This window comes from Kiloniella spongiae, assembly GCF_001026905.1.
In the GTDB taxonomy this organism is placed as follows: domain Bacteria; phylum Pseudomonadota; class Alphaproteobacteria; order Kiloniellales; family Kiloniellaceae; genus Kiloniella; species Kiloniella spongiae.
This window is the reverse complement of sequence record NZ_LAQL01000005.1, coordinates 55244-77273: the sequence shown is the minus strand read 5'-3', so window position 1 is coordinate 77273 and position 22030 is coordinate 55244. Positions and strand designations below refer to the sequence as shown.

At 43.4% G+C, this 22030-nt stretch carries 17 protein-coding genes; 11 read left to right on the top strand and 6 right to left on the bottom strand.

Features of this window, described 5'->3' with window-relative positions; genetic code table 11:
• Nucleotides 1–30 precede the first annotated feature (30 nt).
• The 8 genes from hrpB to WH96_RS08085 all read left to right on the top strand — a co-directional run bounded on the left by hrpB (nucleotide 31) and on the right by WH96_RS08085 (nucleotide 12559).
• On the top strand, nucleotides 31–2547 hold the full coding sequence (hrpB, locus tag WH96_RS08120; protein ID WP_047763672.1) for an ATP-dependent helicase HrpB: 2517 nt from the start codon (nucleotides 31–33) through the stop codon (nucleotides 2545–2547).
• A 104-nt stretch (nucleotides 2548–2651) separates the two neighbouring features.
• The gene (locus WH96_RS08115; protein WP_047763671.1) at nucleotides 2652–3413 is read left to right on the top strand and encodes a DeoR/GlpR family DNA-binding transcription regulator; all 762 of its coding nucleotides are present in this window, start codon (nucleotides 2652–2654) and stop codon (nucleotides 3411–3413) included.
• A 272-nt stretch (nucleotides 3414–3685) separates the two neighbouring features.
• Nucleotides 3686–4642 carry an ABC transporter substrate-binding protein gene (locus WH96_RS08110; protein ID WP_047763670.1) on the top strand — a complete coding sequence of 319 codons (957 nt, stop codon included), beginning with the start codon at nucleotides 3686–3688 and terminating at the stop codon, nucleotides 4640–4642.
• A 139-nt stretch (nucleotides 4643–4781) separates the two neighbouring features.
• Complete coding sequence (locus WH96_RS08105; RefSeq protein ID WP_047763669.1) at nucleotides 4782–5813, top strand: quaternary amine ABC transporter ATP-binding protein; 1032 nt, start codon at nucleotides 4782–4784, stop codon at nucleotides 5811–5813.
• 8 nt (nucleotides 5814–5821) lie between these two features.
• Nucleotides 5822–7831, top strand: coding sequence for an ABC transporter permease (locus WH96_RS08100; protein ID WP_047763811.1), 2010 nt, complete (start codon nucleotides 5822–5824; stop codon nucleotides 7829–7831).
• 8 nt (nucleotides 7832–7839) lie between these two features.
• A complete protein-coding gene (locus tag WH96_RS08095; protein WP_047763668.1) occupies nucleotides 7840–8727 on the top strand; it encodes a choline kinase family protein in 888 nt (295 codons plus the stop codon).
• Complete coding sequence (locus tag WH96_RS08090) at nucleotides 8724–11183, top strand: GcvT family protein (RefSeq protein ID WP_047763667.1); 2460 nt, start codon at nucleotides 8724–8726, stop codon at nucleotides 11181–11183. Before WH96_RS08095 ends, WH96_RS08090 begins: the two co-directional genes overlap by 4 nt.
• Before the next feature lie 197 nt (nucleotides 11184–11380).
• Nucleotides 11381–12559 carry an iron-containing alcohol dehydrogenase gene (locus WH96_RS08085; protein ID WP_204248151.1) on the top strand — a complete coding sequence of 393 codons (1179 nt, stop codon included), beginning with the start codon at nucleotides 11381–11383 and terminating at the stop codon, nucleotides 12557–12559.
• A gap of 99 nt (nucleotides 12560–12658) precedes the next feature.
• Here WH96_RS08085 and WH96_RS08080 read toward each other — a convergent pair whose 3' ends face one another.
• Nucleotides 12659–13885: a TIGR03862 family flavoprotein gene (locus WH96_RS08080; protein ID WP_047763666.1), complete on the bottom strand. Its 1227-nt coding sequence runs from the start codon at nucleotides 13883–13885 to the stop codon at nucleotides 12659–12661.
• A 107-nt stretch (nucleotides 13886–13992) separates the two neighbouring features.
• On the bottom strand, nucleotides 13993–14232 hold the full coding sequence (locus WH96_RS08075) for a hypothetical protein (protein WP_047763665.1): 240 nt from the start codon (nucleotides 14230–14232) through the stop codon (nucleotides 13993–13995).
• A gap of 281 nt (nucleotides 14233–14513) precedes the next feature.
• Here WH96_RS08075 and WH96_RS08070 point away from each other — a divergent pair, with 281 nt between their 5' ends.
• From WH96_RS08070 to WH96_RS08060, 3 genes are all read left to right on the top strand, one after another.
• On the top strand, nucleotides 14514–15242 hold the full coding sequence (locus tag WH96_RS08070) for a hypothetical protein (RefSeq protein WP_047763664.1): 729 nt from the start codon (nucleotides 14514–14516) through the stop codon (nucleotides 15240–15242).
• 25 nt (nucleotides 15243–15267) lie between these two features.
• A complete protein-coding gene (locus WH96_RS08065; protein ID WP_047763663.1) occupies nucleotides 15268–16089 on the top strand; it encodes a hypothetical protein in 822 nt (273 codons plus the stop codon).
• Between the two features lie 143 nt (nucleotides 16090–16232).
• Nucleotides 16233–17132, top strand: coding sequence for a tetratricopeptide repeat protein (locus WH96_RS08060; RefSeq protein ID WP_047763662.1), 900 nt, complete (start codon nucleotides 16233–16235; stop codon nucleotides 17130–17132).
• Between the two features lie 31 nt (nucleotides 17133–17163).
• Here WH96_RS08060 and WH96_RS08055 read toward each other — a convergent pair whose 3' ends face one another.
• The 4 genes from WH96_RS08055 to WH96_RS08040 are packed head-to-tail and all read right to left on the bottom strand — an operon-like array spanning nucleotide 17164 to nucleotide 22023.
• Entirely contained in the window at nucleotides 17164–18141 is a 978-nt protein-coding gene (locus tag WH96_RS08055) for a type II secretion system F family protein (RefSeq protein WP_053005772.1), read from the bottom strand.
• Nucleotides 18138–19151, bottom strand: coding sequence for a type II secretion system F family protein (locus WH96_RS08050; protein ID WP_047763661.1), 1014 nt, complete (start codon nucleotides 19149–19151; stop codon nucleotides 18138–18140). The genes WH96_RS08055 and WH96_RS08050 overlap by 4 nt, the downstream gene beginning before the upstream one ends.
• Complete coding sequence (locus WH96_RS08045; protein WP_047763660.1) at nucleotides 19148–20779, bottom strand: CpaF family protein; 1632 nt, start codon at nucleotides 20777–20779, stop codon at nucleotides 19148–19150. Before WH96_RS08045 ends, WH96_RS08050 begins: the two co-directional genes overlap by 4 nt.
• Nucleotides 20779–22023 carry a P-loop NTPase gene (locus tag WH96_RS08040; protein ID WP_047763659.1) on the bottom strand — a complete coding sequence of 415 codons (1245 nt, stop codon included), beginning with the start codon at nucleotides 22021–22023 and terminating at the stop codon, nucleotides 20779–20781. The genes WH96_RS08045 and WH96_RS08040 overlap by 1 nt, the downstream gene beginning before the upstream one ends.
• Between the last annotated feature and the right edge of the window lie 7 nt (nucleotides 22024–22030).

The window sequence follows — 22030 nt, the reverse complement described above, 5'->3', positions numbered from 1 at the left end:
TCTCAGAGTTAGTGATGATATAAGCCTGTTATGACTGGCTTACCTATAGATTCTGTTCTTCCACAAATCGCGCAGAAATTTGCAGAAAACGCATCGCTTGTGCTTCAGGCTCCTCCAGGTGCGGGTAAGACAACCGGCGTTCCCTTGCATCTTCTCCAATCCGATTGGCTTAGTGATAGTAAAATAATCATGCTTGAACCAAGGCGTCTCGCTGCGCGAGCTGCAGCCACAAGGATGGCCGAACTTTTAGGCGAGGATCTTGGTGAGACCGTCGGTTATCGTATCCGCCTGGAAAAAAAGGTGAGCGCAAGAACAAGGATTGAGGTTGTTACTGAGGGTATTTTAACCCGAATGCTGCAAAACGATCCTGAATTATCCGGTGTTGGATTAGTTATTTTTGATGAGTTTCACGAACGTAGTTTGCAGGCAGACTTGGGACTTGCTCTTTGTTTAGAGGTTCAGGCCGCACTTCGAGATGATCTTCGAATTTTGGTTATGTCGGCGACCTTGGATGGGCAGGCGGTTTCCCGTTTGATGGGTGATGCACCCGTTATTACAAGCGAAGGGCGCAGCTTTCCTGTTGAGATAAAATACGGGCGAGAAACTGAACGTCGGAATATTCCTTTTGATATGGCTGATAAGATAGAGGAGGTTCTTGCAGAAGAAAGAGGAAGTATTCTTGCCTTCCTGCCTGGGGTTGGAGAAATAAAGCGGGTAGAGAGCCTCTTAAAGGCAAAAAAAACGATGGCAAACGTTGAAATCTATCCTCTTTACGGCGATTTGCCTATGGCGAAACAACGAAAAGCAATCGAGCCTGTAAAAGGTGGCCAGCGTAAAGTAGTTTTGGCGACCTCTATTGCAGAGACAAGCTTAACCATTGATGGCATCAGAATAATTGTTGACTGCGGCTTTCGACGTAGTCCCCTATTTGATCCTTCATCGGGGTTAACAAGGTTGGAAACCATTCGTGTTTCAAGGGCGTCAGCGGATCAAAGAGCTGGTCGAGCTGGGCGATTAGAACCTGGTATTTGTTATCGTTTGTGGCAAGAATCCCAGAACGGAGCGCTGGCATTACAGGACAGGCCGGAAATTCAAGAGGCTGATTTATGTTCGCTTGTCCTAGAGCTTTTGAATTGGGGAGCGGCAGATCCTGAAGAATTATCCTGGTGCACAATTCCGCCGAAATCATCGTGGAAACAGGCGTTGGAGTTACTTCGATCTTTAGGGGCTATCGATCATAGTGATCACATTACGGCTCATGGGAAGAAAATGTCTCGACTTCCTGTCCATCCAAGACTTGCTCATATGCTTGTTACAGGAAAGGCAGAGGACGCTGGGTGGCTTGCCTGTCTCATTGCGGGATTGCTAACTGAAAGAGATATCTTGCAACAAGGCGGAAATAGAACACGGGCCGATCTTTTGGTCAGGATTGACGCTTTTACAAGGAAATCGAGAGATAAAGGCTTCGAATTTGATGCCTATCGTTTGAAGCAAGTCAAACGCACAGCAGAACAGTATGCCAGGTCGTTGGGCGTCACACCGGATAAAGAATTTGATACGACGAATGCTGGAGGACTCGTGTCCCTTGCCTATCCTGACCGAATAGGAAAACTGCGTAAAAATACAGCGGGTCGTTTTAAACTATCTGGCGGCAAGGGAGCTGAATTGGATGAGCTGGATCCTTTGGCATCAAAACCTTATCTGGTTATGACAAATATAGGTGGTGCAGGTGCTTCTGCGCGTGTTTACCAGGCTATTGAGGTATCCGAAGGTCAAGTTCGTAAGTTTCATGCTAAAACCATTGTATTGGAAGATCAGGTACGATTGGATGAAGCCAAAGGCCTTTTTCTTGGGGAGAGGGTTGAGCGTTGTGGCGAAGTCATTCTAAAGGCGATACGGGTTAAAGAGCCGGATCAGGAAGCAATCAAACAGGAAATCGTACAGTTGGTGCGTGGTAAGGGCTTGACGGTCCTTGAGCCAGATGTTGGGTTTGAGCACTTCTATCGTCGGGTTATCTCTGCGGGTGTGCTGTCAGAGGAGGCGGACTGGCCTGATTTTTCTGAAGCAGGATTGATCTCAAGTCTCGAAATTTGGTTATTGCCTTATCTTGATGGTGTCACGACCCTCAAATCTTTGCAGGCGCTGGATCTCAAGAATATTTTACTTTCGTCTTTGGATTGGAATAAACGCCAGTTTTTGAAGGAAAATTTCCCAGAACGAATTGAACTTCCAACTGGGAATACAGCTAAAATTAACTATATTGACCCCAAGCTACCTATTCTTGAAGTCAGGCTTCAGGAACTCTTTGGTTTGTCTGTGACACCCTCAATTTTTGGTGGGCGTATTCCCTTGCGTCTTCATTTGTTATCTCCGGCAAGGCGACCATTACAAGTTACAAGCGATTTGGCTGGTTTCTGGGCGAATACCTACCATGATGTAAAAAAAGATATGAAGGGGCGATATCCCCGTCATTACTGGCCAGATGATCCTTTGATCGCTGAGCCCACATCTAAAACGAAAAAGAATATGAACAAGGCGAGACGCTAGTAAGAAATGCTCTACTGTTGAGTAGGATACCTTCTATCCAAAAATTTGATTTTTGATTTGAATTACCCTATCTCTTAGGTAGTTGAGAGAGGGTAGCGAGTTTCATGCATTCAACAACAAGACAAAAAGAGATCTTGAAAGCTGTTCGACTCAAAGGGTTGTGTACAATTCTTGAGCTTGCTGATCAGTTTTCGGTCTCTGATGAGACCATTCGTCGGGATGTGAAGCCGATGGTTAGTGCTGGGCTGGTTGAAAAAGTGCATGGCGGCATCATTGTCCCTGACGAAGGACATGAACCTCCCTTTCAGTACAGGATGGTTGAAAACCATGAGGCCAAACAACGCATTGGTCATGAGCTTTCCAAAATAATTCAGAGCGGGGATTCGTTAATCCTGGATACCGGAAGTACGACTGCTATTGCTGCGCATGCGCTGCAGGAACATTCCAACCTTCTTGTGGTGACTAACTCTGTTGAAACCGCTAGAGCACTGGCAACCCGAAATGGGAACCGGGTCTATATTGCCGGTGGGGAATTACGTGCCGACGATGCTGCAGCTTTTGGACCTTCAGCTATTGCTTTTATCAAGCAGTTTGACGTGAAGTATGCTGTCCTTTCTCTTGGTGGACTGGATCCTGTTAAGGGGTTGATGGTTGATCATCTGGAAGAGGCAGAGTTTTCGCGTACTGTTATGGAGCAGGCACAAAAAACAATTGTTGTGGTCGATCAAAGTAAATTTAATCGATCTCGTCTGGTTAAGGTCGCACCTTTAAAAGTAATTGATATCTTGATCACTAACAGTGAACCTGATCCGGAATTGTCGGCTTGTTTTCGAGAAGCTGAAGTTGAAGTCATTGTAACTTCCTAATTGGGCTTTGTCTCGCTTTTGGCAGAGTGTTGTAGCGATCAGTATCAAAGTTAGCTATTTTATAGCTTAGGCAGCTTGGAATATTTCAAGCTGCTTTTTCGTATGCCGTTGATTCAGCCATTTAAAATCCACAAAACAACCTGCAAGGATGAATGCTCCTGTTTGCGGTGTTGTTTTTGTGTTGACTTTTGATGATATATGTTGATATTTTTGGATATTAAAATATAAAAATCAAAATAAAAAAACTCGAAATCCTTACAGGGAGTAGGTTTATGATTAAAACATCACGGTTTGCGTTGGCTTTATTGGGAAGTCTTGCGCTGTCAAATATGACAACAACAGCTTCTTTTGCTGATGTTGAGTCAAATGATCCTATTAAACTCACATTGCATGATTGGACGGGACAACTCTTAACAACCAAGATCATGGGGTCTGTTCTTCAAAAAGCCGGTTACAATATTGAATATGTTCAAGCAGATTATATCGCTCAGTTTGCAGGCCTTAAAGAAGGCGATCTTCATGTGGCTATGGAGATTTGGGAAACTACAGGTCGCGAGGCTATGGACGAAGCAGTCGGAACTGGTAAAGTCGAAAACCTGGGTGAGACTGGTATGCAGGCCATCGAAGAGTGGTGGTACCCTTCATATATGAAAGAAGTGTGCCCCGGATTGCCGAATTGGGAAGCTCTCAATGAATGTGCTGAGGCTTTCGCTACGCCAGAGACGGCACCAAAGGGGCGTTATCTAGGTGCTCCAGTGACATGGGGTGGCTTTGACGATGAGCGGGTTGAAGCACTTGAAATGGATTTTGAGGTTATTCACGCTGGGACGGATGCCGCGCTTTTTGCTGAACTTGAATCTGCCTACCAAAGAAAAGCACCCGTGTTGTTGTGGGTTTACGCCCCTCACTGGGCACCTGCAAAGTTCGAAGGCGAGTGGGTTGAATTCCCCAAATATACTGCAGAATGTTACAATGATCCCTCATGGGGATCGAACGAAGACGCTGCTTATGACTGTGGTAAACCCACCGGACCTGTTTGGAAAGTTGCGTGGTCTGGTGTGAAAGATAAATGGCCTGGTGCACATAAAGCAATTGAAGGCTTTAACATTTCTAATGATGAAATGTCACAGATGATTATTGAGGTCGATCTTGATGGCAAAGATATGGATGCTGTCGTGAATACCTGGGTCGATGCAAATAAAGATCGTTGGGCATCTTGGGTTAAGTAAGATGCCGATTGCTCAGAGGTAGCAGGGTGGTTCTTTCCTGCATCTCTCTGTCTCTGAGCAATCTTTAAATGCCGTAATTTTTAAAATGAGCGGCTTTAATATCAAAATGTAAAACTATTTCAGTATAGGTCCTGTGGGTATGAACTCATCAGTTAAATTGTCATGCCGTGGTGTCTGGAAGATTTTCGGCCCTGACGCAAAGAACTTTCTCGTAAAGCATAATCACAAACCGAATTCACGTGATTTGAAGGCGGCCAATCTTGTGGGAGGGGTCCGGGATGTAAATATAGATATTCATTCTGGTGAAATCTTTGTCATTATGGGGTTGTCTGGATCTGGTAAATCAACATTGGTACGTTGCCTTTCCCGTCTGATTGAACCAACAGATGGGGAGATTTTGTTTGATGGGCAGGATCTGCTAAAAGCCAGTGATAATAAAATGATTGAGATCCGCCGCCATAAAATGGGGATGGTCTTTCAGCACTTTGCCTTGTTACCGCACTTAACTGTTTTGGGTAATGTTGCATTCCCGTTGGAAATACAGGGAATTAGTAAAGATAAGCGAGAAAAGAAAGCGCAGGAAATAATTGAACTTGTCGGCTTGTCTGGGCGGGAAAACTATTATCCACGAGAGCTTTCTGGTGGACAGCAACAACGGGTAGGTATTGCTCGCTCACTTGCTGTGGAACCTGAAATCTGGTTTCTGGATGAACCTTTTTCTGCGTTGGATCCGCTTATTCGCCGAGAAATGCAAGACGAGTTCATTCGTTTGCAAAATGTCCTCAAGAAAACCATTGTTTTCATAACCCATGATTTCGATGAAGCTATTCGTCTTGCTGACAGAATTGCGATCATGAAAGATGGTAAGGTTATACAAATCGGCTCGCCAGAGGATCTGGTGATGAATCCGGCAACAGACTACGTTGCTGAATTTACACAACACATCCCAAGGGCAAAGGTTCTGACGGCAGGCTTATTAAAAGATGCCTATGATTCTACGATTGCAACTGCAGGAACAGTCACTCAAGATACTGTGATTGCTGATATTGCGGACGATATAGAGCAGTCTGATAAGCCTTTTGTTGTGACATCAGATGAAGATACTCCTGTAGGACTCTTGAACCGTAAAAGGGTTATGGACGTTCTTGTGGGGCGCGAGGTATCGTTGTGATCACCGCAATGAAGAACAGAGTTCTGGATATTGGGCCTCTTAAATCAGCCAAATTATTTTGGATATTGGCACTTTTTGTCACGGTCTTTCTGTACCTCGAAGGTAAGGGATTGTTTCCAAAATGGATGTTTAAGGTCCCACGTAAATCACAGCTTCCTGTTAAAAAATACATATCTGACTTTATGGACTGGTTAGTCCAAGAGGCAAACTTTGGTTTCTTTACTTTCAAAGAGCTAACTCGTGGAATGTCGAGCTTACTGGATATTCCCTTGTCTTTTGCCACAAGTCTTTTTTCAACCGGATTTTTAGAAGGGCAAGGATCTCAGGCTATTCAAATCCTTCCTCCCTTATCGTGGATTGCCGTGATAGCTGCCGTAGTGGCTATGGGACACTATGCTCGTGACTGGAAACTTGCCGCGTTTATCGGAGGGTGTTTTCTCTATCTGGCGATTTTTGGTCAGTGGGACAGTGCGATGGTAACTTTGGCATCAATTGTCATTGCTGTTCCTTTTGGTGTTGTCGGTGGTCTGTTGCTTGCAATAGGGGCCTATCGTTCTCCCTGGTTTGAGAAAACCATTTCACCAGTTTTGGACTTGATGCAGACCATACCCGTTTTTGCTTATCTGGTTCCGATTTTGTTTTTGTTCGGTTTTGGTCCTGTCGCGGCAATGATTGCTACTATCATTTATGCCATGCCACCAATGACACGTATTGCGATTATGTCACTAAAAAGTGTACCGAGCGAGATTGTTGACTTCGGAAACATGGCGGGCTGTACCAAACGACAATTGATGTGGAAAGTCCTTGTTCCTTCTGCTGCTCCCGGTCTTATGGTCGGGGTCAATCAGGTGATCATGCTGTCGTTGAATATGGTGATTATCGCTTCGATGATTGGTGCTGGTGGTCTTGGATATGACGTGCTGGCATCGTTGCGTCGATTGGATATTGGTGGTGGACTGGAAGCTGGGGTTGGTATTGTCGTACTGGCCATAGCATTGGATCGTTTAAGCCAGGCTTTCGCTACCAGATCTGAATCCGCTCATCTGGATGGCCGTCTTAATATCGTCAAACGACATCCTTGGTTTTTGACTGTATTAATCATTGTCCTGTTTACTCTGGTACTAGGCCACTACATACCGGCTATTCAGGGGTATCCGGCGTCTCTAGAGTTAGGCGTCGGAACATCCCTTGCCGAGTTTGTAGCATGGATTAATGTCAATTTTTTTGATGTGCTGGAAACTTATAAGACCTTTGTCTTAATTTATTTCATGGTGCCAGTGAAGCTTGTCTTGTTAAAAATGCCCTGGGCCTGGACAATTCTTTTACTCTGCGTAGGCGCATGGCAGTTAGGAGGCAAAAAGCTGTTTCTTCTAACGCTTCTTTTAAGCTTGTTTATTGTTGCCACAGGGATGTGGGAAAAAGCGATGATCACTGTATATCTCTGTGGTGTATCGGTCGTAATTGCATGTCTTATTGGTATTCCTGTTGGTATTTTGGCGGTGGAAAATGATCGCTTGGGACGAATTGTACAAGTCGTGATTGATACGCTTCAAACATTACCAAGTTTTGTTTATCTGATTCCTGTTGTCATGCTTTTCCGTGTTGGTGATTTTTCGGCGATGGTGGCGGTTGTTTTATATGCCATTGCGCCAGCCATCCGCTATACGACCCATGGAATACAGCAAATCCCATCGTCCTTGATAGAAGCGGGCATAACATCAGGATGCACACGCCGCCAACTGCTCTGGAAGGTTAAGTTACCACTTGCTTTGCCTGAGATCTTGCTGGGACTTAATCAAACAATAATGCTTGCCCTTTCCATGCTGGTTATCACCGCATTGGTGGGAACGCGTGACCTTGGGCAAGAAGTTTATATTGCGCTAACCAAGGCAGATACCGGGCGCGGTCTCGTAGCTGGTCTTTCTATTGCCTTTATCGCGATTATTGCGGATCGCATGATTGCCGCAGGTTCTCGTAAAGCAAAACAGCGCCTAGGATTGGGCGAGGAATTGGGATAGGAACCCCGATGACAAATAAAGAAGATATCATCAGACAGCTTCCCTGTTGGGATGGATCTGTTGACCCTGAACCATTGGGGGGAGGGATCACTAACCACAACTACACGGTTAAGGATAACAAAGGGAAATACGTCGTTCGTTTTGGGGAAGACATTCCGGTGCATCATGTAATGCGCTTTAACGAACTCGCGGCGAGTCAAGCGGCCTATCAGGCCGGTGTTTCCCCAGAAGTTGTTTTTGCAGAAAACGGGATTATGGTTTTACGTTTTATCGAAGGGATCTGTTTCGATGAAAGTATGGTTCGTGATCCTGAGAATTTAAAAAAGATTATTCCCCTGATCCGACGGGCGCATACCGAGATACCAAAGTACTTGCGGGGACCTTCCCTTGTATTCTGGGTTTTCCATGTCATTCGGGACTATGCAGCAACTCTCAAAAAGGGACAGAGCCGTATGGTTGGTGAAATCCCTTGGTTGTTGAATAGTGCAGAAGCATTGGAAAATGCCGTTGGTAAGGTCGATTTGGTATTCGGGCACAATGATCTTTTGGCAGCTAACTTTATCGATGATGGTAACCGTGTCTGGCTTTTCGATTGGGATTATGCCGGATTTAATTCCCCGCTCTTTGATCTCGGGGGACTTGTGTCCAATTCAGCACTAGATAAATCGTCAGAACAGTGGGTGCTCGAAAGTTATTTTGACAGCCCTGTTACGGATGAACTTCTCTATAGATACGAGGCCATGAAATGTGCCTCTCTCTTGCGAGAAACCATGTGGAGCATGGTATCGGAAATACATTCCGATATTGACTTTGATTATCAAAAATACACCGAGGAAAACCTCGAAAAGTTTAAAGCACAGCTTCAGGCCTTCCAAAAAAGTGAGATACTAAAATGACCGATTTACACTCTGATACCCTGCCTAAAGATGCACGGATCGTGATCATTGGTGGTGGTATAGTCGGGACCTCCACAGCCTATCATCTTGGCAAGATGGGATATAGCGACACGATACTGATTGAGCGTGGAAAGTTAACATCTGGCACCACTTTTCACGCTGCGGGGCTGGTGGGACAGCTACGTTCAAACGCCAATATTACCCAGCTGTTAGGCTATTCTGTTGATCTTTATAAAAATCTGGAAAAAGAAACGGAACAGGCAACTGGCTGGAAGATGAATGGCGGGCTACGTCTGGCTTGTAATCAAGAGCGTTGGACCGAAGTAAAGCGACAGGCAACAACGGCACATTCCTTTGGCTTGGACATGCAATTGCTTACGCCGAAAGAGGCGCAGGAACTGTGGCCGATGATGACAATTGATGATGTCGTTGGGGCTGCTTTCCTGCCGACAGATGGTCAGGCTAATCCTTCGGATATTACGCTTTCCCTCGCTAAAGGCGCGCGGATGAACGGCGTTTCAATTTTCGAAGATACCGAAGTGCTTGATGTTGAGGTGGAAGATGGCAAGGTTGTTGCTGTTGTCACGTCAAAGGGTCGCATTGCCTGTGACAAGGTCGTAAACTGCTGTGGACAATGGGCGCGTCAGGAGGCTAAGAAAGTTGGCGTTAATGTTCCGTTGGTATCGGTTGAGCATCAGTTTATGATCACCGAAAAAATCGAGGGAATTACCCCGGATCTGCCGACATTGCGGGACCCGGATCGCCTGACATACTACAAAGAAGATGTTGGAGGCTTGGTTATGGGCGGTTATGAGCCCAACGGTATTCCATGGGCGAAAAAGGGCTTCCCAGAAAAATTCCATTTCTCATTACTGGATTCAAACTGGGATCATTTTGAGCAGCTTATGGAACTTGCTTTGGGGCGTGTTCCTGCTTTGGAAACCGCTGGTGTTCGCGAGCTTATCAATGGACCTGAAAGCTTTACGCCGGATGGAAATTTCATTTTGGGTGAAGCACCTGAACTGAAGAACTACTTTGTTGGTGCTGGCTTTAACGCCTTTGGTATTGCTGCTGGTGGTGGGGCTGGTATGGCTTTGGCTGAATGGGTTATTAATGGCGAGCCGCCATACGATTTATGGCCTGTTGATATCAGAAGGTTCGGGCGAGCGCACTTTGATACAGATTGGGTACGCAAGCGCACACTAGAAGCCTATGGCAAGCACTATACAATGGCATGGCCTTTTGAAGAACATTCATCCGGTCGCCCTAATCGGAAGTCTCCGCTTTATGAGGTTCTGAAAAAACAAGGAGCCTGTTTCGGCGAGAAGTTGGGATGGGAAAGACCAAACTGGTTTGCCAAAGAGGGGCAGGAAGCTAAAGATATTTACTCATTTAAGCGTCAGAACTGGTTTGAGAATGTTGGTAAAGAACATGAATTAACACGTTCTAATGTAACTGTTTTTGATCAATCTTCCTTTGCCAAGTTTAAATTGATTGGTCCGGATGCACAAGAAGCCCTGAGTTGGATATGTGCAAATGATGTTTCCAAAAAAGCAGGTGCTTTAATCTATACGCAGATGTTGAATGATCGCGGCGGTATTGAATGCGATTTGACCGTGGTGCGAGTTTCTCAAAATGAGTTTTATATTGTGACGGGTACAGGGTATGCCACACATGACTTTGACTGGATCAGAAAAAATATACCAGCTGGATTAAATGCTCAGCTTGTTGATGTGACGTCTGGTTATTCCGTCCTTTCAGTGATGGGGCCTGATGCTCGAAAAGTATTGCAGAAGATTTCATCTGATGATCTTTCTAATGAAAATTTTGCCTTTGGCACAATGCAAACCATTGGTGTTGCAGGCGCACCAGTTATGGCTCTCAGGGTTACGTATGTTGGTGAACTGGGCTGGGAGCTTCACATCCCAACTGAGTTTGCGGTTAACGTCTATCAAGCCTTGATGGATGCCGGGGTAGAATATTCAATTGGTAATGCAGGATATCGGGCGATCGAAAGTCTGCGGCTTGAAAAGGGGTATCGTGCTTGGTCTTCTGATATCGGACCAGATCATACGCCACTGGATGCCGGCATGGCATGGGCCTGTAAGCTTAAAAAGAACATCGATTTCAAAGGTCGAAAAGCTTTGGAAGCACAACTCGAAGAGGGTGTCAAAAAGAGTTTGTGCTGTTTCACAATTGACGATGCGGATGTCATTCTTTTGGGGCGGGAAACAATTTACCGCAATGGTGAGCGGGTTGGTTGGTTAACATCAGCTGGCTTTGGTTTCACTCTAAGCAAGAATATTGGGTACGGGTATGTGCGAAATCAAGATGGGGTGGACCGGACCTATCTAGAATCTGGTTCGTACGAACTGGAAGTGGGCACAGTACGTCATAAATGTGAAATACACTTCGGCGCGCTTTTTGATCCAAAAATGGAAAAAGTGAAGCAATAACTGTGCTTTGCTGTTTAATCTTCAAGTGTTTTCTTTGCTTTTGACGCAGCCAGTCAGGTTAGAGGAAATGCTTGAAGATTTATTTGTTGGTATTTTTTCAATTTTTGTCTTAGATATCTTCGTTCGAGCCATAGGGTTCGATAAATAAGCAAATACGTGAAAAACGTAACGCCTTCCACTTCATACGGAGAAAAACCGTGAACGATAAAATTGAAAATATGCAGGGTAATTGGAATTACCCGACGACTGTTCGTTTTGGTGTTGGTCGTATCAAGGAAATCGCAGATGTCTGCAGTGACCTTGGAATGAGTAACCCTCTTCTTATTACTGATGCAGGACTTGCTGCATTGCCGATGGTTGCCGACGTTGTAGCAACCTGTAAAGCTGCCGGTCTTGGCTGTGACGTTTTTAGCGACATTAAACCGAACCCGATTGGCCAGAACATCATGGACGGTGTTGCTTACTACCACGCAGGCAACCACGATGGTGTTATTGCTTTTGGTGGTGGTTCAGGCCTGGATGCTGCAAAAGCTGTTGCCCTGATGGTTGGACAGGATCGTCCGCTTTGGGACTTTGAAGATGTTGGTGATAACTGGACACGTGCGAATGCAGACAAAATTGCACCAATCGTTGCTGTACCAACGACTTCCGGTACAGGGTCAGAAGTTGGTCGTGCCTCTGTAATTACACACGAAGAAACACACGTTAAAAAAATCATCTTCCACGCGAAGATGATGCCATCTGTTGTTATTGATGATCCAGAGTTGACCGTTGGCCTTCCTGCAAAATTGACTGCGGCAACGGGTATGGATGCTCTTTCACATAATCTGGAAGCTTTCTGTGCGCCGGGCTATCACCCAATGGCAGACGGTATTGCTGTTGAAGGTATTCGCCTGATCCAGAAGTCTTTGGTGAAAACTGTTGAAGATGGTACTGATCTTGTTGCTCGTTCAGATATGATGATTGCATCAAGCATGGGGGCGACAGCTTTCCAAAAAGGTCTTGGTGGTATGCACGCATTGGCTCACCCGCTTGGGGGAATTTATGATGCCCATCACGGTATGCTGAATGCTATTCTGATGCCATATGTCTTGATTGCAAACCGATCTGTAATCGAAGATCGTGCTGCCTATCTGGCGCGTTGTCTCGACCTGAAAGAGGTTTCTTTTGATGGGTTGCTACAGTGGGTGATGGATCTTCGCACAACACTTGATATTCCAAATGCTCTGTCTGCGATTGGTATTGATGAAGACAAGGTGGATGAAATCGGTGTTCTTGCGACACAGGATCCATCTGCTGGCGGGAACCCTATTCAGTTCACACCTGAAGAGTACTCTGCCATCCTTCTAAAGGCGATCCGGGGCGATCTTGGGTAAGGCCTAAGAGGAAAAGATACCCAAATATTTAGGGGTATAGGAAACCGGGGATGTAATGCATTCCCGGTTTTTTGTTTCTGGAGAAACGGGTTTTAATTGTTAAGACTGTTTGCTTAGATATTGGTCAATACCCTGAGCGACATGCACAGCCATAGAAAAGCATCCTTGAAGCAGGTAGCCACCAGTTGGTGCTTCCCAGTCCAGCATTTCACCGGCGACAAAAATTCCAGGTAAATTTTGCAGCATTAAATCGTCCGTGCATGCGTCAAATTTAATGCCACCTGCTGTAGAAATCGCCCGGTCAATTGGTCTTGCTTTATGAAGAGTAACAGGCAGGTTTTTTATTTTTTTTGCAAGTGTTTGCGGGCAGTTAAACTCTTCTTTACTGGTAAGGGTTTTGAGAAGGTTCAGGCTAACTGATGATAGTCGTAACTCTTGTTTCAGGAATTTCCCAAGAGGAAGGCGGTTTTTCCTTTCTTCAAGAGTTTTTGCCAATTTTTCTTCGCTATGTTTCGGTTTCAGATCAATGAAAATAGCTGTTGACTGATTACTATTAATTGCTTCACGGATAGATTTGCTTAGGGCATATATCGCGCCGCCTTCCAGACCATAGGAGGAAAGCATGATTTCTCCCTTTATTTTTTTGCCCGTATGAGAAATGGAGATATTCTTAAGTGGTTGTCCAAAACAGCTCTCTTGTAACGTTTTTGGCCAGTGCGTTTCGTACCCGCAATTTGCTGCTTCCAAAGGTTCTATTTCAATTTTTTCTTTAGCCAGGATTGGTACCCATGCGGCATCAGAACCAAGTTTCCCCCAACTGGCACCACCAAGGGCTAAAACAGTGGCTTGCGGGGTTATAGTGATGACTTGGTTTTTATTGTCTTCGACGAGTAAGTTTTTTTGTTGATCAAAGCCGATCCATTTATGCCGGGTAAAGAGTTTTAAGCCTTTATGAGATAAATCGGATAACCAGGCTCGTAAGAGTTCAGTCGCTTTAAACTTGGTTGGGAAAATGCGTCCGCTTGAACCAATAAAAGTTTCCTGGCCCAAAGTATGGCAGAAATCTCTTAAGTCATCTGGTGTGAATTTTTTTAAGAGGGGGATGAAACGAGCTTCATTCTCGTAGTAACGTGTAGCAAATACATCGAGAGGCTCGGTGTGCGTCAAATTAAGGCCGCCACGACCCGCAAGTTGAAATTTTCTGGCAACAGAGGGTTTGGCATCATAGAGATGAACTCTATGCCCCATTTCCAGTAATTTATGCGCGGCCATAAGGCCAGCAGGTCCGCCCCCAATAATAGCAATAAATTTTGATGTATCGTTCACATAACTCTCCTGAAGAAAGAGTTATATAGGCAATTGGTTAAGACCTGTCATCCGTTTCTAGATAAATTGGATTTGAGTAAAGTGTTAACGAACTTGGTAAACTTCAATTATTTACCGTCTTTTTCCTGATCTTTGACTTTTAGAGCTTTGAGAACCTTTTCTGCAAAAGCTCCCTGATCGTGACGGGCGTGAAGAAAAAGTTCTACAGTTTTCCGGGCAGATTCTTTGTCGTAGGGGACTTGCCCGTTCATGCGAAGCTCGACTTCTCGTAAAATTTCGGGGTCAAGTTTGCCACGGAGAGACCTTAAATCATTGAGGACTTTTTCCTTGATATCATCTTCTGCCATTGGCGGTTCCCTTAAACTGCGGTTATGAGTTTAATGTCATACTATACCATTTTGCCATGGAATGGACACAACTAGGGTATATTTTTCGAAATATCTATTATGGTAGGTAAATCACAGTCTTATTCTGTTGGTGCTCTTTATTGTCGTCTTTTACTTTGCTCAACAAGGCAAAAGCTGTAATTTAGAGTTGCCATTCAGTAAGTTTGTTGTATATCAACGGTTAGGCGCGTGGTAGAGGCGCAGCTTGACCTTAACACAATTAAGTATGGATAAAAATTTCGATGTCTCTCGGTCTTCGTGAAACCCGTCGCCGTCGTTCAAACAATTTTCGTTGGGCGGTTTTCAAATGGGCAATAGCGTTAATTCTTATTGGTGCTGCAGGCTGGTATTCGTATCGGGCAGGCCTTGAACTGGCCAATCGTAAGGTCATAACCCTGAATGATAAAAATAAAGAACTGGAACAAACTGTTCAGGAACTTATGGAGTTGAGAGACGAACTCAATAGTAATCTGGAAGCAACGAAAGAAACTGCTGCGGGTTGGGAAAATCGTTATCAAAAGGATGTCCCGACTGGTGAGTTGAAGCTTATTGTCACAGATCTGCAGGAAAAAATAGCGAACGGTGTTTCTCTTGATCGTCTTAAGTTCCTGATTGCGAGTGCCGAAAATAAGCGCGCGTGTGATAATAATCCTGTTGAGAAGCGTTTTTATGTCAATACGCCGATTTATACGGGCGTTAATGACAATGTCAGTTTTGCGCGCGGCGGTGTTACGATTACAGCAAAAGGTGAATCTGCCTATAATGCCGAAAATAAAATTGAAGCATGGTATGACGCGGCAAAACCCTTGGACTTTGTCTTTACGACTTTGGGCGGGAAGTCGGTTAAATTGTCAGGTAAGTTGCCATTACATAAATCCATTGTTGTAAATGGCTCTGAGTATAAGTTTACCCTTAAGACCGGGGCAAAGGGATTTGTACAGGTCATTGGCGATCGTTGTGATTACCCCTGATTTACTCGGTTATAAGAATTTATAGATGCTATCCGAAGCGTTCAGTTTTCTTTTTGCCAAGTGCGAGAATAAATTCAGACGCTTCGGATATTTGCATGAAGCCATAGCCATTGATGCAAGATTCCAGAGGTGTCAATCTGCGTGGGCATCGCATCTTGAAAATACCCGCTCTGAGATTTCTTCTGCTATTTGTAAGCTTTCAAAACATAAGAAAGTAATCGTTCTCGGGGCAGGGGCGGGGCACGACATTCCCCTTAATAATCTGGAACGCCAATTTGAAATGGTTGTTCTTGTCGATGTCGTCTTTTTAAAGTCTATACGCCAAAAGGCTCGGCGCAGTTCCTCTATATTCTTGGTCGAGGCAGATCTAACGGGTCTTGTTACTTCTGTTGAACAGTTAAAACCTGGTTTTGATGTATCAGAAGTTCGATCAAATCCACCTGCTGATTTGCTCAAAGACGCTGATCTTGTCATTTCCTGTAATGTTCTGTCTCAGTTACCAATCAATATTCAAAACTGGTTGATCAAGTCGGGAATTGATGAGGATAGCGATAAGCTAAAGATCTGTTGCCGTAATATCGTTATCGATCACTTGACGTGGCTGGAAGGTTGTGAAGCCCCGGTGCTTCTGATTACAGATCTGGATCGTCAGCTAAGTGCTGTTAGCGAACCAGGAAAAGAAGATCTCAGAGATAACGCACTTTATGGTCTGAAATTCAATAAACTTGATAAGAGCTGGATTTGGAATATTGCGCCAAGCCCGGAAATAGATAAGAACTATAACCTAAAGCACCTTGTTGGTTCGGTGTATCTTAATCGCGAAGAGTTTTTTGATATTACGTACTGAATTAATTCATTAGATTTTTATTGTTTTGATCTCGGATTATGTCGTTGATTATTGGTTTCAAGACGAATACTTAACGAAAGTTTAAGTAGATCTCCGCTATTTTAGCACGAGTCTGGGTTTGTGTTGCTAAACGGAGAATTGATATGTCCTTACTATTTGCCAAAAGGATTGTGATCCTTGGGGGGATATCCTTCGTATTGTCTGGCTGTTCTGTCATGCATAACATCTCATCTGCGGTTGGTATTAAACATCCGAAGAAGGAAGTGGCGCAAGGTAGTGTTGAGCCAGGTAAAACCCAAGAGTTTGACGAAGAAACCCAACAGGTTTTTGATATCGCTGAGGCAACTTACAACAGGGGCGATTATCGTACAGCCATTGGGTTGTATCAACGTGTCTTCGAACTCAATCCTGACAATCCTGAAGCTATGCTTCGAATTGGGGCAATCCTTAATAAAACAGGTGAACCTTTGGCTGCAGGACAAGCCTATCGACAGGTTTTGGCTGTAGATCAAACCAATCTTGAAGCAAAACGCGGTCTAGGGCTTTCTTTTCTGGCCAGAGGCCAAATGGATCTTGCTATTGAACAATTCTCTGAAGGGCTGGCAATAGAGAAGACCCCAAAGCTATTGAACGCGATGGGAGTTGCGTATGATAAAAAAGACGAACGGCAAACTGCTCAGCAGTATTACAAGGAAGGGCTTGAGCTTGATAAAGATAATCTAACTCTTCAAAGCAATTATGGTCTCTCAATGTCTTACGAAGGCCGCCACGACGAAGCTTTAGCTGTTTTATACCCTTTATCGAAAAATCCAAAAGCGACGGTTCAGCACCGTCAAATACTGGCCATGGCCTATACGCTTTCTGGTGATCTTGATGCTGCCGAACAGACATCTCGTATCGATATGGATGATGCGGATGTTGCGAAAAGGATGAGATATTTTAGCTCTCTTACGCCGACAAAATTCAATTCATCGTCATTGGCTGATGTCTCTACTATCGAAGGAAGTCCTGTAGAAAAAGTGATTACTGAACCAATACAATAATGCTTAGGAATGATTTCTGCTTATTATAGGGTTATCTGTTAATAAAATTATCAATGATTCTTATTATTGCCGGCCCCAAAAGCACTATAAACAGGGGTGGGAGAATAAAAATAATCATTGGAACTGTCATAATAGCAGGAAGTTTTGCTGCCTTTTCTTCAGCTTTCATAAGGCGCTCATTTCTTAATTCAGAACTCATAACTCTTAGCGATTGAGCTAATGGGGTTCCAAATTTTTCCGATTGAATAAGCGCATTTACCAAACTTCTCATCATCGAAATATCTACCCGGTCTGCTAGATTGAGAAGTGCTTTTTTCCTTTCAGGCAAAAAGCCAAGCTCAAGTGAAGTAAGCGTTAGTTCATCTGATAGCTCTGGAGCAACGAAAGCCATTTCTTTTGATACTCTTGAAAAAGCTGCATCTAAACTTAGACCTGCTTCTGTACATATGACCATTAAATCTAAGCCATCCGGTAATGATTTTTGTATTAACTCATGACGTTTCATTATCGAATTTTTGAGGAGTAAATCTGGAAGTTTAGCACAGATTATTGTTGAAATGACTGTGGTTAGTGCCTGGCCAAGGGATGAGAGCTCTATGGCATTTAGCTCGTATATATAGATATAGGAAATGCTGGCTCCTGCGATAGGGGCTATCAACTTAAAGAAAAGATATCGATAAAGTGCATCTGAAGTTCGTTTTCCGGCTTGGGATAGCTTGAACGCATATTTATCAGCTTGTTCGTTTTTCATAAGTTTGAAAAAATCAACAATCTGCTTCATAAACGTTGCTGAATTTGGTGTTATTCTTCTTCTTTGAGTTGGTAAGATGTAACTATTTCGCATGTTTTGTCGCAGCTTGGTCATCTCTGCAGTTTTTTTATTACTAGGGTCTTTTGCGAGTAAAGAGTACCAGATCGTAAAACAGATAACCAAAACGGTTAAGCTGGCGCTTAGTATTAAAAAGTTTTCTTCTGACATCCCTGCTGGAACAAAATCAGATAAGTTCATATTTCAAACTTAACCATTTTATACATGATACCACATCCGACCGCGATCATGGCTAGTCCAAATCCAACAGCAAATTGCCCCCGTGGATCTGTAATCAGTTCAACTGCATATTCTCTATTGAGAAAATAAATCATGAAGAACATGATAAAAGGGAGAGAGCCTATTATGTAAGCAGAGGCCTTTGCTTCAGATGACATTGCTTTTATTTTGAGTTGCATTTGTTTTCGTTTTCGAAGGATGTCCGACAAGTTGGCTAATGTTTCTGCAAGGTTTCCGCCAGTTTCCGTTTGAATAGACAATGCAACGGTGAAAAAGTTAAACTCTTGTAAGCCAATTCTTTCTTGCGCTTGTACTAATTCATCAGGCAGTTTTCCTCCTATCTTAACGCCATTGGTTACAGTGGTAAGTTCTATTCCGACGGGGTCAACAATTTCTTCTCCAGAATTTTTAATAGCTTCTGTGATCGGGAGACCGGATTTGAGCGCTCTGACCATTAGGTCTATTGCGTCTGGGAACAAAGCCAGAAATTTTTTTTGTCTTCGGGCCTTTAAGACGTGAAGAATAATATGAGGAAAGGTGAGTCCGATCATCGATGCAAACAAAGTAGCAATAAGAAGAGAATGGTCGGTTGTCAGTTGTAGAATACCTAGCGAAAGGACGGTTATTGTTATCGAAGCCATCAAAAAACGTCCAAGGTTTGGTTGGAGGCCCGCTTTCTGCATTTTTTCTCTGAGTAATTCTGGGCGCGGAGTTAACTTGTTAATAATTTCATCTAACTTTAAGTTGCCACTACTGTCGGTTTGACGCCTAATATTTACAAGAGATTTATAGTTGTTCTGGTGTTTAGTGGTATTTACAACCTTATTAATTCTAGTTTTCAAGTTTTTATTATTTGGAGCAAAAGCTATAAACAAAAGCAATAGAAAGATAAAAAATACTAAAAGAAGCATTGTTATTATTTGTAAATCAGTTGCCTGACCATTCGTAATATTCTGCAAAAACTCTATCATCCCATTGCATCCATTAAATGTTTGGCTAAGCTGAAATACTCTGCTTTTGGATAAAAATAGGGTCGTAAACCGCTTGATTCAAAGCTTCCTGTCAAATTTCCCTGATCATCTTCACCTTTGAAATTGAATGTAAATAGATCTTGTGTTGTGACAATATCTCCCTCCATTCCAATGATTTCTGTTATATGAGTAATCCTTCGCATGCCATCTCTCATACGAGATACTTGGATAATCATGTCCAGAGCATCAGCTATTTGTGTTCTGACAGCTTTGGCAGGTAAGTTAATTCCTGCCATGCCGACCATGTTTTCCAAGCGCGTAAGTGCCTCACGTGGACGGTTAGCGTGAACAGTGCCGAGAGAGCCATCATGACCTGTGTTCATGGCTTGTAGCATATCAACGGCTTCTGAACCACGGATCTCGCCTAATATGATACGATCAGGGCGCATACGAAGTGAGTTCTTTACAAGGTCTCGCATTGTAATTGCGCCTTCGCCTTCAAGGTTAGGTGGGCGTGTTTCCAATCGTACGACATGAGGTTGTTGTAACTGAAGTTCGGCTGCATCTTCGATTGTTACAATGCGTTCACCATGGTCAATCATTTGCGAAAGAGCATTTAGAAGTGTTGTTTTCCCTGATCCTGTTCCGCCTGATATCAAGATATTGAGCCTACTTCGTGAGGCGATTTTCATCACGGTTGCCATTTCAGGGGATATATTTTTTTGCTTTTTCATTATATCAAGCGTGATGCTTTGTTTGGCAAATTTTCTGATTGAAATAGATGAGCCATCAATCGCAAGAGGGGGGATGATAATGTTAACACGGCTACCATCTGCCAATCGTGCATCACAAAGTGGTGTTGTTTCGTCAACGCGTCGGCCTACATGCGCAACAATTCTTCTGGCGACGTTCATGACGTGATCATTGTCTCTAAATATCACATCTGTTAGTTGTAATTTTCCTCCCTTTTCTATGTATACTTGGTTCGGACCATTGACCATAATATCTGTAACTGCTTCATCTGCTAGTAAAGGCTCTAGCGGTCCAAGGCCGAGCATATCTGCTAATATAAGTTCAATTACGGCTGCTTTTTCAGGGGAGTTTAATCTTAGTTTATCTTCAAATAGAATTTCACCGACGATTTCTCCTAACTGGCTAGAAAGTTCCTCTTTTGGAAGCTTTGATGCAGCTGAAATATCCAGTCGGTCCATTACTTTGGGTTGGATCAGGGACTTAGCCTCTTCTACTGTACTAGAAGCAGAGCTTGCTTGTTGTTCGGTGTTGATCGTTGTTTGTTTGGGTTTGTTAATTGGATAAGGTCTGCTTTCGAACTTTGAAAGTGAGGCTACTGGTACAACTTCGGCTTCTGTCTTATTCGCTTTTTGTTTGGCTATGTCTTCTGCATACCAGTTAATTAAATTTGTGATTAATGAACGTCTTTGTAGAAGGTTCAAATGACTATTCTGTTGTTCTAACTCTTCAGTAATGATTTGCCCAATTTTAAGGCTCAATTCTGGACGTGACATGCCTGAAGCAGATTCGCTAGGCAACGTAGATTTTAATAACGCCTGAAGGGGCTCAATTTGTTCTAATTTTCCAGTTTGCTCTGTGTTCTGTTTTTGTTGCATTACTTGAGGCCGATGAATTTGCGCCAAATAGCTTTCTTCGATAAGGATTCATCAAATGGAGCAATTTGTTTTGCGAGTTTTATAAATGCCTTTGAGATTTTTGAATTGGGCTCTAAGGCAACAGCAGGTTTTCCATTGTTAGCGGCTTTAATTGATAATTTAATATCTTCGGGAATTTCCAGATCTACACCGATGCCAAGAGATTTTTCAAATTCAGAGGCTGGTATGGCGGAAAAATTGTTACCTGTTTTGTTAGCAACAATAATAATCCGACATTCTTCGTTCACTGCTTTAATTGAATTTTGAGTTCTAATGGTATCACGTAGGCAAGGTAAATTGTATTCAGTGACAAGAATAACTATTCCTGCTTCTGTAAGGATATCTTTTCTTAATTTTACAGCTGATTTCGGAGTGTCGACAATAAGTTGTTGATGTTCACGAGATAAAGCTTCCATTAGGATTGCAATTCCGTCGTGGGTAAAGGAGAGATCCTCTGTTAGGTTTTCTTCTGTTGCCATAATGGCAAGGTTTTCTGTCAACTTGGCAGTTGTGCTGGATATAAACAGACTGTCCAGCCGCTCGGGATTTTCCAAAGCCTCTCTTAAGCCTTGAGTTGGCTCAACATCAAGAGTAAGTGCTACCGTTCCAAACTCAATATCCATGTCGAGTAATGCTGTCTTAACGTTTACTTCTTCGGCTAATGTCCAAGCAAGGTTAACAGCAACTGTGCTTGCGCCAACTCCACCACGTGCACCTAAAATAATGACTTTATTATTTTCTTTTTGTGTTAGTTCTTCGTCTTTGGAGATATATACAACGTTGGATTTATCTGCATTATTGATCGATGTAAGAAGTGCTTTTTCTGTTAATGGCTTTAAGACATAATCTGATACACCAATCTCTATCATTTCACGATAAAATCCGATGTCGTTGATCGTCCCTACAGCAATAAGTTTTGTTCCTTCGGGGAGGGCTGTAATAAGTGAAAACAGTGATGTTGCTGCAGATAATTCGTCACTTCCTATATCTACTAATAAATACTGTGGAGCAGGGTTATCACCGAGATATGACATTGCATCTTGGCACTGACCATCCCTTACTTCTGCTGCGTATCCCAATTGTTTGGAAACAGCTAAAGCCACATCATGAGTCTGGCCATCGCTTACAAAAGCAACAAGTTCAGCTGTTGTATCTAGTTCTTCAGTGAGGTCGCCAAAAATATCATCTATATCGTTTGAAACCATTTTAACT